The 14,635-nt window shown below is 71.8% G+C and carries 10 protein-coding genes and 1 pseudogene; 3 read left to right on the top strand and 8 right to left on the bottom strand.

Annotated elements, in window-relative coordinates:
* Nucleotides 1-348: 348 nt before the first annotated feature.
* Nucleotides 349-1,483 (bottom strand): annotated as a pseudogene (locus ACZ4QV_RS06975) (helix-turn-helix domain-containing protein); the annotation flags it as partial.
* A 348-nt stretch (nucleotides 1,484-1,831) separates the two neighbouring features.
* Nucleotides 1,832-2,137 (bottom strand): hypothetical protein, encoded by a 306-nt coding sequence (locus ACZ4QV_RS06970; protein ID WP_031004675.1) that lies wholly within the window; start codon nucleotides 2,135-2,137, stop codon nucleotides 1,832-1,834.
* 388 nt (nucleotides 2,138-2,525) lie between these two features.
* Here ACZ4QV_RS06970 and ACZ4QV_RS06965 point away from each other — a divergent pair, with 388 nt between their 5' ends.
* A complete protein-coding gene (locus ACZ4QV_RS06965; protein WP_361144582.1) occupies nucleotides 2,526-3,047 on the top strand; it encodes a universal stress protein in 522 nt (173 codons plus the stop codon).
* 853 nt (nucleotides 3,048-3,900) lie between these two features.
* On the opposite strand, the gene glmS is transcribed toward ACZ4QV_RS06965, so the two are convergent.
* Together glmS and ACZ4QV_RS06955 are read right to left on the bottom strand one after the other, a co-directional pair.
* Nucleotides 3,901-5,730 (bottom strand): glutamine--fructose-6-phosphate transaminase (isomerizing), encoded by a 1,830-nt coding sequence (gene glmS, locus ACZ4QV_RS06960; RefSeq protein ID WP_361144579.1) that lies wholly within the window; start codon nucleotides 5,728-5,730, stop codon nucleotides 3,901-3,903.
* A gap of 72 nt (nucleotides 5,731-5,802) precedes the next feature.
* Complete coding sequence (locus ACZ4QV_RS06955; protein ID WP_030018892.1) at nucleotides 5,803-6,078, bottom strand: hypothetical protein; 276 nt, start codon at nucleotides 6,076-6,078, stop codon at nucleotides 5,803-5,805.
* A gap of 202 nt (nucleotides 6,079-6,280) precedes the next feature.
* Here ACZ4QV_RS06955 and ACZ4QV_RS06950 point away from each other — a divergent pair, with 202 nt between their 5' ends.
* Nucleotides 6,281-7,894, top strand: a complete 1,614-nt coding sequence (locus ACZ4QV_RS06950; protein WP_361144577.1) for a beta-N-acetylhexosaminidase — start codon at nucleotides 6,281-6,283, stop codon at nucleotides 7,892-7,894.
* A 116-nt stretch (nucleotides 7,895-8,010) separates the two neighbouring features.
* Here ACZ4QV_RS06950 and ACZ4QV_RS06945 read toward each other — a convergent pair whose 3' ends face one another.
* From ACZ4QV_RS06945 to ACZ4QV_RS06930, 4 genes are read right to left on the bottom strand one after another with little or no spacing between them, the layout of a single operon-like run.
* Nucleotides 8,011-9,165, bottom strand: coding sequence for an acyl-CoA dehydrogenase family protein (locus tag ACZ4QV_RS06945; protein ID WP_361144575.1), 1,155 nt, complete (start codon nucleotides 9,163-9,165; stop codon nucleotides 8,011-8,013).
* A gap of 3 nt (nucleotides 9,166-9,168) precedes the next feature.
* Nucleotides 9,169-10,107 carry a hydroxymethylglutaryl-CoA lyase gene (locus ACZ4QV_RS06940; protein WP_467762652.1) on the bottom strand — a complete coding sequence of 313 codons (939 nt, stop codon included), beginning with the start codon at nucleotides 10,105-10,107 and terminating at the stop codon, nucleotides 9,169-9,171.
* Nucleotides 10,104-12,095, bottom strand: a complete 1,992-nt coding sequence (locus ACZ4QV_RS06935) for an ATP-binding protein (protein ID WP_361144569.1) — start codon at nucleotides 12,093-12,095, stop codon at nucleotides 10,104-10,106. The genes ACZ4QV_RS06940 and ACZ4QV_RS06935 overlap by 4 nt, the downstream gene beginning before the upstream one ends.
* Before the next feature lie 32 nt (nucleotides 12,096-12,127).
* Nucleotides 12,128-13,753, bottom strand: a complete 1,626-nt coding sequence (locus tag ACZ4QV_RS06930) for a carboxyl transferase domain-containing protein (RefSeq protein ID WP_467762708.1) — start codon at nucleotides 13,751-13,753, stop codon at nucleotides 12,128-12,130.
* A 151-nt stretch (nucleotides 13,754-13,904) separates the two neighbouring features.
* Between ACZ4QV_RS06930 and ACZ4QV_RS06925 the strand changes: the two genes are divergently transcribed.
* The gene (locus tag ACZ4QV_RS06925; protein ID WP_361144566.1) at nucleotides 13,905-14,612 is read left to right on the top strand and encodes an SACE_7040 family transcriptional regulator; all 708 of its coding nucleotides are present in this window, start codon (nucleotides 13,905-13,907) and stop codon (nucleotides 14,610-14,612) included.
* Nucleotides 14,613-14,635 lie beyond the last annotated feature (23 nt).

The raw sequence follows: 14,635 nt of genomic DNA, 5'->3' as shown, positions 1-14,635 counted from the left end.
GCGCTCCCGCTGACTGGGCAGCACCGGGCGGCCGGCCGGCCGCCCGGCGGGCTGTTCCGGAAGCCGCGGCGCGTAGGCGTCGGATTCCGGTTTGCCCGGCTCTGTCGGCGCGAGCGCGGTGGCCTGGCTGTGCACCGGCTGGTTGTGGCCCGCCGTACTGTGCCCCGGCTGGCCGCCCGACCCGTGCCCGCCCGGCCCGCCGTGCCCCCCGTGCGAACCTTGGGGGTGCCCGCCCGGACCGTGACCGCTCTGGGGATGACCCTGCGTATGCCCGCCAGGGCCGAGTCCCCCTTGGGTGTGTGACGCCTGGCTGTGCGACGTCTGCCCGTGGTGCAGCGGTCCGTGGCCTCCCGGCAGATGGCCCGCCGCGGCTGCGGCGAACCGGTCCGCACCGGCACCGGGGCGCTCACCGCGCTCCGGCCGGTCCGACCGGGTGACCTGCTCGGGCACCCCGTTCTGCGGCCTGCGCGCGCGGTACGCCGCGCGGTAGGCCGCGGGTGAGGCACCCAACTGCCGCCGGAAGTGGCCGCGCAGGGCGACCGGCGACCGGAAACCGCAGCGTCCGGCGACCTCGTCCACGGAGTAGTCCGAGGTCTCCAGCAGCCGCTGCGCCTGGAGGACGCGCTGGGTGATCAGCCACTGCAGCGGAGCGCTCCCGGTCAGGGACCGGAAACGGCGGTCGAAGGTACGGCGGCTCATGTAGGCGCGGGCCGCCAGCGTCTCCACGTCGAACTGCTCGTGGAGGTGCTCCAGCGCCCAGGCCACGACCTCGGCGAGCGGGTCCGCACCGATCTCCTCCGGTAATGACCTGTCCAGGTACCTCTGGTGTCCCAGGTCCGACGCGGTGCGCCGGGGCGGGACCACCAGCCGCCGGGCGAGCGCGTTGGCCGCGTCCGCCCCGTGGTCGGTACGGACGATGTGCAGGCACAGGTCGATGCCGGCGGCGGTCCCCGCGGAGGTCAGCACGTCGCCGTCGTCGACGAAGAGCTCGCGGGGATCGACATGGACGGACGGATAACGCTTGGCGAGCGTCGGCGCGTACATCCAGTGGGTGGTCGCGGGCCTGCCGTCGAGGAGCCCTGCGGCGGCGAGCACGAAGGCCCCCGTGCAGAGCCCGACGATGCGGGCCCCTTCTTCGTGTGCCCGGCGCAGCGCGTCCAGCGCGGCCGGTGGTGGTGCCTGTGTGATGGACCGCCAAGCCGGAACGACGACGGTGCCCGCGCGGGCGATCGCCTCCAGCCCGTAGGGGGCCGACAGTTCGAGCCCCCCCGGTGGTGCGCAAAGGCGCATCTTCGCCCGCGCACACAAGTAGTCGGTACCGCGGAACACCCGCGTCCTGGCGGTCGATGCCGAAGACCGAGAGCGGAATGGAGCTCTCGAAAATCGGGCCGCCACTGAAGAGGAGCACCGCGACTATTTCGCGGCGTCGTCGGGCGGCGAGCTTGCGTGCGGCATCTGGTACGGCAGCGGAGTCCTGGCTCATGGCACTTAAGCCCCCCTCGGTCGTCTCGCCCTCTCGGTCCTGCACTGTTCCCCCGCCGTGATTGCCAAGATCGAATCTACTGCGTCCCGTGAGGATGGAGTGCCAAGTTCACCACCCGCTCGTATGTCGATATGGCAACTTGGCGCGAAGCATTCGATCACGAAGCGTTCCACTCGTCGGGCCTGCTGGGAAGTACGCCTCTCGCCTCTGCCCGTCAGCCGTAGGGCGCAACCACGCCCCGCGGTCCTTTCCTCCCAGCTCAGGCCCGGGTTGCGGGTCGCTTTTGCCAAGGGATGCACTCGGACACGAAGTTGGCCGAAAACGAACCTGGGCAGGCTTGCGGGCGCGTCATTCCTCCGGCGTACGCCCCTCGGAGCGGCGCCCTCCCCGGTGGGCTCCGGTCCCGGTACGGCTGTGCCGGCCGCGGTGCGGGGCGATCTCGTCGGGCGACGGACGGGCGGCGGTGCGCTCGGACTGGCGCAGCAGGGCCCGGCAGGCACAGGTCACCGTCGCCAGTCCCACGGCGGTGCCGAGCGCCCCGGCGGCGGACGCGCCGCACAGGACGAGGACGAGGGGCACCACGGCACAGCTGAACGCCGCCCAGCGGACGAGATCGCTCACCGGATCGGCTGATGTGTTCGAAGGACCGGGCACGGCGTACTCCCTCCAGGCAGGCTGGTACTACAACGGCTGTGGGGGTCCATGGGTCACCGCGATGGGTACGTACGGGGGCAGGCCGGGGCATTGCCATCCGGCCCACGCTCCGGCATGCTCCGGGGAATGTTCGAGCGGTACTCCGCCCGTGTGGCCGCGGGGGGCCGCTCCCGCATCAGGGGTCCGCCGTCCGCGCGGGGCTCTGGGCAGCGGAGGGCTGGCGCCGTACTCTTGGGGTAAGGCATTGGGAAGATGATTCCCGGTCGTGTTGTTCCCCTTTGAACTACAGGGCCGACCTCTCGATCAAGCCAGCTCAGTCAACTGCCGGATCAAGTCAATCGCCGCTCCCCGTCCGCCCCTCCGCAAGGACCTCCTTCGCCGAGACACCATGGCCGGTCACGAAATCCCCGAACCCGCGGACCGCAAGCAGGTCGCCGATCCGACGGCGGACCTCGAAGCGGCGGATCAGACACGTCACTCCTGCGATCCCGCCTTCCGGCACGGTGTCGTCGTCGGCTTCGACGGATCGACGTCGAGCGAACGAGCGTTGGCGTATGCAATCGGTATGGCACGGCGCTCCGGCTCCGGCCTGATCATCGTCCATGTGGCCAACCGGCTGCCCACGACGGTCTGGGCGGGCTGTGAGCCCCCGGTCTTCGTGGACGTGCCGGACCACCGTACGGAAGTGCTGGGGCTGGAGCTCGCCTGCGCCGACCACCTCGCGGAGATTCCGTGGGTCCTCGTGGAGCGCGGCGGCGACATCTGCCACGAGCTCGAAGAGGTCGGACACGAGTACGAGGCCGACGCGATCGTGGTCGGCTCGACGCACGGCATCGTGGGCCGGATCTTCGGCTCGGTCGCGGGGCGGCTGGCCAGAAGGGCGCAGCGGCCCGTGGTCGTCATTCCCTGACCGCCGCTTATCCGGCCGCTGTGTCCCCGGCCGTCTGCCGACCGCTTCCCCCGGCCGGTTCTCCGGCCGCCACCGGACGGCACGCCTCTGACGCGCCGCGCCTCTGATGCACCGGACCTCAGGCGCACCGGGCCTCTGGCGCACCGGCGCACCGGGCCTCTGGCGCACCGCGCCTCCGACGCACCGCACCCTTGGAGCACCGCACCCCCGGCGCGCCACGTCCCTTGCGCGCCACGCTCCTGACGCACCGTGACCTTCTGGGGCATGAGGTGAGGGAGCGTCACCAGCGGTCCGTACCCGCGCAGTCGGCATATTTACTGGCCCGTAGAGGTGGAATGCGCGGTGCTGGGGGGTAGAAATCCGATCAAGAGGGCGCGAACGGAGCGTGAACGGCCGGGACGGCCGGGCGCGGCCGGCGTCGCTCCCGGGGAGCGCGGGCACCCCGGCGGACGGGGCGGTCCGCCGCCCGGCTCTCCGGCCGTCAACAGCGTGCTGCCGCCCGGGAGGTGACGGTTCCCGGGAAGGCGGCCACCGCCGGCGTAAGGGCGACGCCGGCAACAGGGGAGGCGGTGCCCCGAGCGTCTGGTGGCACGCGCGGGGCACCGCCTCCCGCCCATCGAAAACACAGCGTCCGGGGGACGGGCGGCCCCCCGTGGGCCGCCCGTCCCCCGGACGGACGCCCGCGACCGCGAGGTGGACAGGACCCCACGGCCACGGGCGGTCATTCACCGGCGGGCGGGCTCAGCCCCCCCCGGCGGTCTCCCCTCGGGGCGGTCACTCACCCCCGGGTGGACACCCCACCCAAAGGCGAGCGCCCCCGGGACGCCCCCCGGACGGCCCCGCCCCCGGGCGACTACTCGACCGTGACCGACTTCGCCAGGTTGCGCGGCTTGTCGATGTCCCGGCCCATGGCCAGCGCCACGTGGTAGGCCAGCAGCTGGAGCGGGATGCCCATCAGGATCGGGTCCAGCTCGTTCTCGTTCTTCGGCACGATGATCGTGTGGTCGGCCTTGTCCTGCTTCTGGTGCGCGACGGCCAGGATGCGGCCGCTGCGGGCCTTGATCTCCTCCATCGCGGCGCGGTTCTTCTCCAGCAGGTCGTCGTCCGGGACGATCGCCACGGTCGGCATGGCGGGCTCGATGAGCGCCAGCGGACCGTGCTTGAGCTCGGACGCCGGGTACGCCTCGGCGTGGATGTAGGAGATCTCCTTGAGCTTGAGCGACGCCTCGCGGGCGACCGGGTAGCCGCGCACCCGGCCGATGAACATCATCGACCTGGCCTCCGCGTACTCCGCCGCCAGCTTCTTGACCTCGTCCTCCATCTCCAGGATCTCCTGGATCTGGCCGGGCAGCTTGCGCAGGCCCTCGATGATCCGCTTGCCGTCGGCGACGGACAGGTCGCGGATACGGCCCAGGTGCAGCGCCAGCAGCCCGAAGGCGACCACGGTGTTGGTGAAGCACTTGGTGGAGACCACGCAGACCTCGGGGCCCGCGTGCACGTACACGCCGCCGTGGGTCTCCCGGGCGATCGCCGAGCCGACCACGTTCACCACGCCCAGGACGCGCGCGCCCTTGCGCTTGAGCTCCTGCACGGCCGCCAGCACGTCGTACGTCTCGCCGGACTGGGAGACCGCGATGTAGAGGGTGTCGGGGTCCACGACCGGGTTGCGGTAGCGGAACTCGGAGGCCGGCTCGGCGTCCGAGGGGATACGGGCCAGTTCCTCGATCATCTGGGCGCCGATCTGGCCCGCGTGGTACGAGGTGCCGCAGCCCAGGATCTTGACCCGGCGGATGGCGCGCGCCTCGCGCGGGTCCAGGTTCAGCCCGCCCAGGTGCACGGTGGAGAAGCGGTCGTCGATCCGCCCGCGCAGCACGCGGTCCACCGCGTCGGCCTGCTCGCTGATCTCCTTGTGCATGTACGTGTCGTGGCCGCCCATGTCGTACGACTCGGCCTCCCACTCCACGGTGGTCGGCTGCGCGGAGGTGTGCGAGCCCTCGGTGGTGTACGTGCGGTAGTCGTCGGCCTTGATGGTGGCCATCTCGCCGTCGTCGAGGGTGACGACCTGGCGGGTGTGCGAGACCAGCGCGGCGACGTCGGAGGAGACGAACATCTCCTTCTCGCCGATGCCCAGCACGACCGGCGAGCCGTTGCGGGCGACGACGATGCGCTCCGGGAAGTCGGCGTGCAGCACGGCGATGCCGTAGGTGCCCTCGATGACCCGCAGGGCCTCGCGGACCTGCTCCTCCAGGGTCGGTGCCTGGGAGCGGCCGATCAGGTGGGCCAGCACCTCGGTGTCGGTCTCGGAGACGAACTCGACGCCGTCGGCGGTGAGCTTGGCGCGCAGCTCGTCGGCGTTGTCGATGATGCCGTTGTGGACGACGGCGACCTTGCCCTCGGTGTCGACGTGCGGGTGCGCGTTCTCGTCGGTGGGGGCGCCGTGGGTGGCCCAGCGGGTGTGCGCGATGCCGGCGGTGCCCGCGAAGCGCTTCGGCAGGCGGGACTCCAGCTCGCGGACGCGGCCCTTGGCCTTGGCGGTCTTCAGGCCGCCGGCGGCCTTGCCGGTCCCCTTGGCGTGGATGGCGATACCGGCGGAGTCGTACCCGCGGTACTCCAGGCGCTGCAGTCCTTCGAGGAGCAGCGGAGCCACGTCCCGCTTACCGATGTAGCCGACGATCCCGCACATGTGGTGACCCTCCCGGTCAGGCAGTTGGACAGGTGGCGCACGATGCGGCGCGCGCCGGGGTGCTCGGCCGGTTCAGCCGTAGACGAGACGGCGCAGCTGGCGCGCCGAGAGCTCGGGTGGGCGGACCGCGCGGTGCGGCAGCTCTTGGCCGATCCGTTCGAAGATCGCCTCGTTGCGCAGCCCTTGCGACTGCAGCTCCCGATGGCGTCTGCGGACGTAGTCCTCGGTCGTCTCGTCGAAGTACGCGAGGACGTCGAGCACCACCCGGGCGGCCTCGCCGCGCTGTAGCGGCGTGCTGCGCACCAGGTGGTCGACGAGATCCTCATGAGGCGAACGGCGATCGAGCACCCGATGAATACTGATGGGTCGGATCAAGTTACGCAAGAAACCTGCCCGATATCGGGCAAGCGACACGCCGAATGGCGTCAGACGTGGTGTCACCTTGACCACTAGGGGGGTGCGCGGTACTCAATGTTGACGTTCGGTTGCTCCATGCCACGTACGACGTCCACGCACGGCCCTGCACGATGAGCCCACCGAAGGGAATCTCGTGAGACGAAGCAGACTGTTCTGCTCGCTGCTGCTGGTGGCGGCGGCTGGCCTGTCGACGGCCGGGGCGCAGTCCGCCGCGGCCGACCGCGGCAGCCCGTCCGCCCGCCACGCCAAGCCGATAGCCCTCGACCAGGTCATCCCGGCGCCCGCCTCCGTCAAGCCGGGCAAGGAGCCCTACACGATCGGCGACCGGACGCGGATCCGGGTGCCCGGCGCGTCCGGCGAGGTCCGGCGGGTGGCCGGCTACCTGGCGGACGTCCTGCGCCCGTCCACCGGCTATCCGCTGCCGGTCACCGGAAAGGACGGCCGGGACGGCATCGTGCTGCGCCTCGGCGGCAAGGACACCAAGGCGCTCGGTGCCGAGGGCTACCGCCTCACCTCCACCCGGCACGCGGTGACGATCACCGCGGCCCGGCCCGCCGGTCTCTTCCACGGCGTGCAGACCCTGCGCCAGCTCCTGCCGCCGTCCGTCGAGAAGCGCAGCAAGCAGCACAGCCCCTGGAAGGTCGCCGGCGGCACCATCTCCGACACCCCGCGGTACGGATACCGCGGCGGGATGATCGATGTGTCCCGGCACTTCTTCACGGTCGATCAGCTGAAGCGTTACATCGACCAGCTTGCGCTGTACAAGTACAACAAGCTGCATCTGCACCTCACCGACGACCAGGGCTGGCGGCTCCAGATCAACTCCTGGCCGCGGCTCGCCACCTACGGTGGCAGCACCCAGGTCGGCGGCGGCCCCGGCGGCTACTACACCAAGGCCCAGTACCGCGAGATCCTGCGGTACGCCGCCAGCCGCTACATGGAGGTCATCCCCGAGGTCGACACCCCGGGACACACCCAGGCCGCGCTGGCCTCGTACGCGAAGCTGAACTGCAACAACATCGCGCCGCCGATCTACACGGGCGTCGAGGTCGGCTTCAGCTCGCTGTGCGTGCCCAAGAAGGTGACGTACGAGTTCCTGGACGACGTCTTCCGTGAGGTCGCGGCGCTGACCCCCGGCCCGTACCTGCACATCGGCGGCGACGAGGCGCACTCCACCAGCCACGCCGACTACGTGACCTTCATGAACAAGGTCCAGCCGCTGGTGACGAAGCACAAGAAGAAGGTCATAGGGTGGCACCAGCTCACCGCCGTCACGCCCGCCAAGGGCGCCGCGGTGCAGTACTGGGGCTACGACAAGACCCCCGCCAAGGAGCGGGAGCAGGTCGCGGCGGCCGCCCGGAAGGGCGCCGGGCTCATCCTGTCGCCGGCCGACCGGTCCTACCTCGACATGAAGTACACCAAGGACACCAAGCTCGGTAAGGCGTGGGCCGGGTACGTCGAGGTCCAGCGGTCCTACGACTGGGACCCCGCGACGTACCTGAAGGGCGCGCCGCAGAAATCGATCATGGGCGTCGAGGCGCCCATCTGGACGGAGACCCTCTCCACCGACCAGCACCTCGACTACATGACCTTCCCGCGGATGCCCGGCATCGCCGAGCTGGGCTGGTCGCCGAGGTCCACGCACGACTGGAACACCTACAAGCACCGGCTGGCGTCCCAGGCTCCCCGCTGGGAGGCCATGGGCTTCGACTACTACAGGTCCCCGCAGGTGCCGTGGCGCAAGTGAGCTGACGGCGGCGACGACAGCAGGGCGGGACCGGAGCACCGGTCCCGCCCTGTGCCGTACGCGCCGTACGGAAAGCTGTACGGGACGCCGTACGGAAAGCCGTACGGGATGCCGGCCTACACGCCCAGCTCACGGGCGATCAGCAGCCGCTGCACCTCGCTCGTCCCCTCGCCGATCTCCAGGATCTTGGAGTCGCGCCACATCCGGGCGACCGGGTACTCGTTCATGAAGCCGTAGCCGCCGTGGATCTGGGTGGCCTCGCGGGCGTTGTCCACCGCGATCTCGGAGGAGTACAGCTTGGCGAGGGCGGCCTCCTTCTTGAAGGGCTCGCCGTGCACCAGGCGCGACGCGGCGTCCCGCCAGGCCAGCCGGGAGGTGTGGGCGCGCATCTCCATGTCGGCCAGCTTGAACTGGATCGCCTGGTTGTGGCCGATCGGCCGGCCGAAGGCGTGCCGGTCCTTGGCGTACCGGACGGATTCGTCCACACAGCCCTGGGCGAGGCCGGTGGCGAGCGCCGCGATGGCGATCCGGCCCTCGTCCAGGATGCGCAGGAACTGGGCGTAGCCGCGGCCCTCGGTGCCCAGCAGGTTGACGGCCGGGACCCGTACGTCGGAGAAGGACAGCTCCCGGGTGTCCGAGGCGTTCCAGCCGACCTTGGAGTACGGGGCGGCGACGGTGAAGCCCGGGGTGCCGGACGGCACGATGATCGAGGAGATCAGCGGGCTGCCGTCGTCCTTGCGGCCGGTGACGGCGGTGACCGTGACCAGGCCGGTGATGTCCGTGCCGGAGTTGGTGATGAAGCACTTGCTGCCGTTGATCACCCACTGGTCGCCGTCCCGCACGGCGGTGGTCCGCGTGGCGCCCGCGTCCGAGCCGCCGTCCGGCTCGGTCAGGCCGAAGGCGCCGAGCACCTCACCCGCGCACATCCGGGGGAGCCACTCCCGCTTCTGCTCCTCGGTGCCGAAGCGGTAGATCGGCATGGCGCCGAGGGAGACGGCCGCCTCCAAGGTGATCGCCACCGAGGAGTCGACGCGGGCCAGTTCCTCCAGGGCGACGCCGAGGGCGAGGTAGTCGCCGCCCATGCCGCCGTACTCCTCGGGGAAGGGCAGGCCGAACAGGCCCATCCGGCCCATGTCCCGCACGATCTCGTACGGGAACTCGTGCTGCTCGTAGAACTCGCCGATCTTGGGAGCGACGACGTCGTGGGCGAACGCCTCGACCGTGCGCCGCAGCTCTTCGAGTTCGGGGGACAGGCGGTGGTCCAGGGACATCCTTCACTCCTTGTGGGAGAGGGCACGGACGGTGCGGGACGGGCTCGGACGGCCCAGTTGTCCGGCCATCCACACGCTCGTGGCGGTGAGCCGGCCCAGATCGACCCCGGTCTCGATACCGAGGCCGTGCAGCATCCACACCAGGTCTTCGGTGGCGAGGTTGCCGGTGGCGCTCTTGGCGTACGGGCAGCCGCCGAGGCCGCCCGCCGACGCGTCGACGGTGCTGACGCCGTGCTGGAGCGCCGCGAGGGTGTTGGCCAGCGCCTGGCCGTACGTGTCGTGGAAGTGCACGCCGAGGCGGTCGGTGGGCACGCCCGCCTCGTTCAGCGCGGCGAGCAGCGCCTGGACGTGGCCGGGGGTGGCCACACCGATGGTGTCGCCCAGGCTCAGTTCGTCGCAGCCCATGTCGAACAGGGCGCGGCAGACCCGCACGACCTGCGCGACCGGCACCGGGCCTTCCCAGGGGTCGCCGAAGCACATCGAGAGGTAGCCGCGGACGTGCGCCTGCTCCTCCTTCGCGCGGGCGACCACCGGGGCGAACATGGTCAGCGATTCCTCGACCGTGCGGTTGAGGTTGGCCTTGGCGAACGACTCCGTGGCGCTGCCGAAGACCGCGATGCGGCGGGCGCCGAGGGCCAGCGCGCGGTACAGGCCGCGGTCGTTGGGCACCAGGACGGGCAGCCGCGCGTCGAGGTCCGCCAGCATCGGGTAGAGCTGTTCGGCGTCGGCGAGCTGCGGCACCCACTTGGGGTGCACGAAGCTGGTCGCCTCGACCGTCGTCAGCCCGGCGTCCACGAGGCGGCGTACGAACGCGGCCTTGACCTCGGTGGGGACGACGGCGGACTCGTTCTGCAGGCCGTCGCGGGCGCCGACCTCGTGGATACGGACCCGGGCCGGCAGGCCGGGGGCCGGGACGGGCATGGGGAGTCCGGGTGCGGTCATGCCGTTGCCTCCTCGGCCGGGGCGGCCGCCGGCGCGGGGTCCGGCGCCTGGTCGTGCGGATCGACGACGGCGAGCACCTGGTCCATGGCGACGGTGCTGCCGGGGGAGACGCCCAGCTCGCTGACCGTGCCGGCGTGCGGCGCGGAGATGACGTGTTCCATTTTCATCGCCTCGACGACCAGCAGCCCCTGTCCGGCGGCCACTTCGTCGCCGACGGTCACCTTCACGACGGTGACCGTGCCGGGCATCGGCGCGGTCAGCGCGTCCATCCCGTGCGCTCCGGCGGCGCCGCGCAGCGTCTCGGCGACCGGGTCGTGGTCCGTGACGTGCCAGGCGTCGCCGTCCCGGCCCAGCCAGTCGCCGGCCCGGTGGAAGGTGTGGACGACACCGTCGACGGTGACGCGGACCCGGCCGGCGGTGACGTGGCCGGTTCCGGTGGCGGCCACCGGGTCGTGGCCGGGCACCTTGACCTGGTGGGCGACGGGCGCCGGGCGGCCGCCGATCCGCCAGCCGTCCGGTACGGCGAACGGGTCCACCCAGCCGCCGTCCGGCACCGGCTCCAGCGCCGCGTTCCGTACGGCGGCGGCGGCCGCGTACACCTCGGCGGGCACCTCCCGCGGCACCAGCGCGTCCATCTCGCGCTCGACCAGCCCGGTGTCCAGCTCGCCCGCCACGACGTCCGGGTGGGCCAGCAGGCGGCGCAGGAAGCCGGTGTTGGTGGGGACGCCGAGCACCACCGTTTCGGCGAGCGCGGCGCGCAACTTGCGCAGCGCGGTCGCGCGGTCCGGGCCGTACGCGACGACCTTCGAGAGCATCGGGTCGTACAGGCTGCCGACCTCGGTGCCCTCGGCCAGGCCGGAGTCCGTGCGCACCCCGTCGCCCTGCGGCTCGGCGAGCGCCAGGACCGTACCGCCGGACGGCAGGAAGCCGCGCGCGCCCTCCTTGACCGACACCGTCTCGGCGCAGATCCGGGCCTCGACGGCGTGCCCGGTCAGCCGGACGCCGTCCTGCCCGAACGCCAGCGGCTCGCCCGCGGCGATCCGCAGTTGCCACTCGACCAGGTCCAGGCCGGTGACGAACTCGGTGACCGGGTGCTCGACCTGGAGGCGGGTGTTCATCTCCATGAAGTAGTACGAGGCGGGGTCGTCGCCCGGCACGATGAACTCGACCGTGCCCGCGCCCCGGTAACCGCACGAACGGGCGGCCTGCACGGCGGCCTCGCCCATCGCGGCCCGGGTCGTCCCGTCCAGCAGGACGGACGGCGCCTCCTCGATCACCTTCTGGTGGCGGCGCTGGAGCGAGCACTCGCGCTCGCCGAGGTGGACGACGTTGCCGTGGCCGTCCGCCAGTACCTGGATCTCGATGTGCCGGGGGCGGTCCACCCAGCGCTCCACCAGTAGCGTGTCGTCGCCGAAGGAGCCGCGGGCCTCGCGGCGGGCGGCGGCGATCTCGTCGGCGAGCAGCGCCTCGTCCCGTACCAGCCGCATGCCCTTGCCGCCGCCGCCCGCGGACGGCTTGAGCAGCACCGGCATACCGATCTCGCGCGCGGCGTCCGCCAGTTGGGCGTCGGTCAGTCCGCTGCCGGAGGAGCCGGGCACGACCGGCACGCCGGCCGCCCGCACCGTCTCCTTCGCGCGGATCTTGTCGCCCATCAGCTCGATGGCCTCGGCGGACGGCCCGATGAAGACCAGTCCGGCGTCGGCGCAGGCCGCCGCGAACGCGGTGTTCTCGGCGAGGAAGCCGTACCCGGGGTGCACGGCCTGCGCGCCGCTGCGGTGCGCGGCCTCGATCAGGCGGCCCGCGTGCAGATAGCTCTCGGTGGACGGTGGCGGGCCGATGCGGACCGCCGTGTCGGCCTCGCGGACATGGCGGGCGTCGGCGTCCGCGTCGCTGAAGACGGCCACCGAGCGGACGCCGAGCGCGCGCAGCGTCCGGATGACGCGGACCGCGATCTCGCCCCGGTTGGCGACCAGGACGGTGTCGAACATGCTCATCTGTTCCTTCACTCCCCGCACTCCCCTCACATCCGGAAGACGCCGTAGCCCGGCTCGCCCAGCGGTGCGTTGCCGCACGCCGTCAGGGCCAGCCCCAGCACCCGGCGGGTGTCCAGCGGGTCGATGACCCCGTCGTCCCACAGGCGCGCGGTCGCGTAGTACGCGCTGCCCTGGGTCTCGTACTGCTCGCGGACCGGGGCCTTGAAGGCGGCCTCCTCCTCGGCGCTCCACTCCTCGCCGCGCGCCTCCAGTTGGTCGCGTTTGACCGTCGCGAGGACGGAGGCGGCCTGCTCGCCGCCCATCACCGAGATCTTCGCGTTCGGCCACATCCACAGGAAGCGGGGCGAATAGGCCCGGCCGCACATCGAGTAGTTGCCCGCGCCGTACGAGCCGCCGATGACGACCGTCAGTTTGGGGACGCGGGTGCACGCCACCGCCGTGACCATCTTCGCGCCGTGCTTGGCGATGCCGCCCGCCTCGTAGTCGCGGCCGACCATGAAACCGGAGATGTTCTGGAGGAAGACCAGCGGGATGCCGCGCTGGTCGCACAGCTCGATGAAGTGCGCGCCCTTCTGGGCGGATTCGGAGAACAGGATGCCGTTGTTGGCGACGATGCCGACCGGGTGGCCGTGGATGTGCGCGAAACCGGTGACCAGTGTCGTGCCGTACTCGGCCTTGAACTCGGCGAAGCGGGAGCCGTCCACGACGCGCGCGATGACCTCCCGTACGTCATAAGGCGTACGGGAGTCGGCGGGCACCGCGCCGTACAGCCCGGCCGGGTCCACCTTGGGCTCCTCGGCGGGCCGCACCGTCCAGGGCAGTGGGCCGCGGCCGCCGAGCGTGGAGACGATGGTGCGCACGATGCGCAGCGCGTGCGCGTCGTCCTCGGCGAGGTGGTCGGTGACACCGGACGTACGGGAGTGCACCTCGCCGCCGCCCAGCTCCTCGGCCGTGACGACCTCGCCGGTCGCGGCCTTCACCAGCGGCGGGCCGCCCAGGAAGATCGTGCCCTGGTTCCGCACGATCACGGCCTCGTCGCTCATCGCCGGGACGTACGCGCCGCCCGCCGTGCAGGAGCCGAGGACCGCCGCGATCTGCGGGATGCCCGCGCCGGACATCCGGGCCTGGTTGTAGAAGATCCGCCCGAAGTGCTCACGGTCGGGGAAGACCTCGTCCTGCATCGGCAGGAAGGCGCCGCCGGAGTCGACCAGGTACAGGCACGGGAGGCGGTTCTCCAGCGCCACCTCCTGGGCGCGCAGGTGCTTCTTGACCGTCATGGGGTAGTACGTGCCGCCCTTGACCGTCGCGTCGTTGGCGACGATCACCGTCTCGCGGCCGGAGACCCGCCCGACGCCCGCAATCACGCCCGCGGCCGGCGCGGCACCGCCGTACATCCCCTCCGCGGCCAGCGGCGCCAGCTCCAGGAACGGCGAGCCGGGGTCCAGCAGCGCGTCCACCCGGTCGCGGGGCAGCAGCTTGCCGCGCGCGGTGTGCCGGGCCCTGGCCTTCTCGCCGCCGCCCAGGCGGGCCGCGGCGAGCCGGGCGCGCAGGTCCTCGGCCAGCTCCTGGTGGGCGGCCTCGTTGGCGCGCCAGGTGTCCGACGCCGGGTCGGCCGTGCTGTCCAGCACCGGTGCCACTTCCGCCGGGTCCATCCGCATCCGTGCCCCCGCCTCCTTCGGCTCCCTCACCACAGCTCCTTCGTACGGCTGCCGCGGACGCCGGGGATCGCCCGGCCGTTAATGGGCGTTAACTTCATTTCTCCCAGGTTAACGACCACTAACCCGCCTGTCTACAATCGGTTGTATGAGCAGCACACACGCCCCGGCAGCCACCAGCCGACGCGAGCAGATCCTCAAGGAGGCGGCCCGGCTCTTCGCCGAGCGCGGGTTCCACGGCGTCGGCGTGGACGAGATCGGTGCCGCCGTCGGCATCTCCGGGCCCGGCCTCTACCGGCACTTCGCCGGCAAGGACGCGATGCTGGCCGAGCTGCTCGTCGGTATCAGTGAACGACTGCTGGAGGGCGGCCGCATCCGCGCCGCCTCCGGTGGCGACCGCCCCGCCGCGGTGCTGGACGCCCTGATCGAGGGGCACATCGACTTCGCCCTCGACGACCGCCCGCTGATCACCGTCCACGACCGCGAGCTGGACCGGCTGCGCGAGGCCGACCGCAAGCGGGTGCGGCGTCTCCAGCGCGAGTACGTGGAACTGTGGGTGCAGGTGGTGCGCGAGGTGTACCCGGCGTACGCCGAGGCGGACGCGCGCGCCTCCGTGCACGCCGTGTTCGGCCTGCTCAACTCGACCCCGCACCTCAGCCGCCCCGGCGCCCTCCCGGGCCGTACGGAGATGGCGGCGCTGCTGCACCGGCTGGCCCGGGGGGCGTTCGCGGCGGCGGGCGCGGACGGAGGTGCGAGCGGGCGCGTGAGCGGGAGTGCGAGCGGGGGTGCGGGCGACGGCGCGGGCGGGTCCGGGGGGCTCCCGGCCCCTTCGGGCGCCTCTGGACAGTCTCACTGACCGGCGGGTAGCTTTCGGCTGAG

This window comes from Streptomyces sp. NPDC026394 (assembly GCF_055567735.1).
Note: the sequence above shows the minus strand (reverse complement) of the source record. Positions and strands in the feature narration are given on the sequence as shown.

Bases quoted from the DNA above. Each gene is read 5' to 3' on its own strand.
- ACZ4QV_RS06965 (WP_361144582.1), top strand. From the start codon at position 2,526: ATGGCCGGTCACGAAATCCCCGAACCCGCGGACCGCAAGCAGGTCGCC.
- glmS (WP_361144579.1), bottom strand. From the start codon at position 5,730: ATGTGCGGGATCGTCGGCTACATCGGTAAGCGGGACGTGGCTCCGCTG.
- ACZ4QV_RS06945 (WP_361144575.1), bottom strand. From the start codon at position 9,165: ATGTCCCTGGACCACCGCCTGTCCCCCGAACTCGAAGAGCTGCGGCGC.
- ACZ4QV_RS06940 (WP_467762652.1), bottom strand. From the start codon at position 10,107: ATGACCGCACCCGGACTCCCCATGCCCGTCCCGGCCCCCGGCCTGCCG.
- ACZ4QV_RS06935 (WP_361144569.1), bottom strand. From the start codon at position 12,095: ATGTTCGACACCGTCCTGGTCGCCAACCGGGGCGAGATCGCGGTCCGC.
- ACZ4QV_RS06930 (WP_467762708.1), bottom strand. From the start codon at position 13,753: ATGGACCCGGCGGAAGTGGCACCGGTGCTGGACAGCACGGCCGACCCG.
- ACZ4QV_RS06925 (WP_361144566.1), top strand. From the start codon at position 13,905: ATGAGCAGCACACACGCCCCGGCAGCCACCAGCCGACGCGAGCAGATC.